The following is a 1669-nucleotide window of genomic DNA, read 5'->3' on the forward strand; positions in this document are numbered from 1 at the left end:
AGAGGCTGTTGTCTTTCCGAGTCTGAGGACTGCGTTTTCGCTGGTCAGGGGTAGGGGTGGCGTCCGTGTGGGAGTGATGGATCGTTGTGTCGTCGCTCCTGTGGAGGTCGCGGATGCCGTCGGTTGTCGGACTGCTGGAACAGCACGAGCTTGCCGCCCGTCGTCGTGTGGACGGGCTGCGCGAGGAAGCCGACCGGATCCAGGCCGAGCTCGCGGCGGCCGAGCAGGAGTGGCTGGAGTGGACGATCGCCCGCGAGCGTGTGGGTGCGGTGCTGTCCGGACCGGGCGGCGATTCAGCTGACGCGGTGGCCGCCGAGCGACCGGGCGGTGCCGGGACGGAAGCCGAGGCGTCACCGCTGGTGGCGGCGAAGGCGAAGTCGCAGGTTCCTGTGTGGCGCGAGGGGCTGGCCCGGACGGCACTGTCGGCGGACTATCAGCGCATCCTGGCCGTGCTCGCGGACCGGGTCCGTCTCGGTCAGGGCCCGCTGACCTGCCAGGAGATGGCCTCCGCCTTCGGCATGGACGTGGTGCCGGCCAAGGTGGAGGCGTTGCGGTCGAAGGCGAAACGCCTGGTCGCGCGGGGCTGGCTGGCCGAGCCGGCACCGGGCCGGTTCACCCTCGCGCGGGGCGTGAGCGGGTCAGACGGCGGGTCATGACCATGGTCATCGACCAGTAGACCATCGCCTCGGCGCTGGTGGTGCGGCGTTCGAAGTCGCGCACCAGGCGGCGGCTTCGCATCAAGTGGGCGAAGAACCGCTCGACGATCCACCGCTTGGGCAGCACCACGAACCCGCGCATGTCGTCGCTGCGTCTGACGATTGCCAGGACCAGGGCGAAAGCGGCCAGAGAGTACTCGACGAGGCTGCCGGTGTAGCCACCGTCGGCCCAGATGAGTTCCAGCCGGTGATGCGCGTCGGCCACCTGGGCGACCAGCACCTTCGCGGCGGCGCGGTCACCGATGTCCGCCGCGGTGACCATCACGCCCAGCAGCAGGCCGAAGGTGTCGACCACGACGTGCCGCTTGCGCCCGTTGACCAGCTTCCCGCCGTCGAAGCCGCGGCTGTCGGCGCCGACGACGGCGTCCGCCTTGACGGACTGCGAGTCGATCACGCCGGCTGTCGGCTCCGCATCCCGCCCCGCCTCCTGGCGGACCCGGCCACGCAGCCGGTCATGGAACTCCCTGACCAGCACGTGGTCGCGCCAGCGGCGGAAGAACGCATAGACCCGGTCCCACGGCGGGAAGTCGGCCGGCATCGCCCGCCACTTGATCCCGTTGTCCACGAGATAGCGAATCGCGTCCAGCATCGCCCGGTGACAGTACGCCTCCGGCTGCCCGCCCCGGCCCCGCAGCCAGCCCGGCACCGGCAGCAGCGGCCGGACCACGGCCCACTCCGCTTCCGTCATGTCCGAGGGATACCGTCGAACACGTTCGGGGTGATCAGCCGCATTACCGAACCGGTGAGCGACGCAATCACACGACGGAGCAGCCGAGTTGAACTCCACCGGCGTGAGCACGTACAACTGCGGCAACAGGGTCTCCTGGATCTCGGTTGGCTTCGCAACCCCGAGCTACCAAGAGGCCCTGCCTTCATGCCCACGGCCAGCCGCGATCACCCGATCGAGACTCCCGTTCGACGCCCACCCCTCAAGATCGGAACGACAACAGCCA

The 1669-nt window shown here is 69.4% G+C and carries 2 protein-coding genes; one reads left to right on the plus strand and one right to left on the minus strand.

The genetic code is table 11. The features are described from left to right. Window positions 1-113: 113 nt before the first annotated feature. Window positions 114-656, plus strand: a complete 543-nt coding sequence (locus tag WA762_RS35355) for a hypothetical protein (RefSeq protein WP_335941692.1) — start codon at window positions 114-116, stop codon at window positions 654-656. On the opposite strand, the gene WA762_RS35360 is transcribed toward WA762_RS35355, so the two are convergent. Then, on the minus strand, window positions 613-1404 hold the full coding sequence (locus WA762_RS35360) for an IS5 family transposase (RefSeq protein ID WP_335941693.1): 792 nt from the start codon (window positions 1402-1404) through the stop codon (window positions 613-615). The two genes, WA762_RS35355 and WA762_RS35360, sit on opposite strands and share 44 nt — an antisense overlap. Window positions 1405-1669: the final 265 nt, after the last annotated feature.

Source organism: Streptomyces tyrfis (genome assembly GCF_037034285.1).
In the GTDB taxonomy this organism is placed as follows: domain Bacteria; phylum Actinomycetota; class Actinomycetes; order Streptomycetales; family Streptomycetaceae; genus Streptomyces.

Excerpts from the sequence above, each read along its gene's own strand:
- WA762_RS35360 (WP_335941693.1), bottom strand. The coding sequence starts at position 1,404 with ATGACGGAAGCGGAGTGGGCCGTGGTCCGGCCGCTGCTGCCGGTGCCG.
- WA762_RS35355 (WP_335941692.1), top strand. The coding sequence starts at position 114 with ATGCCGTCGGTTGTCGGACTGCTGGAACAGCACGAGCTTGCCGCCCGT.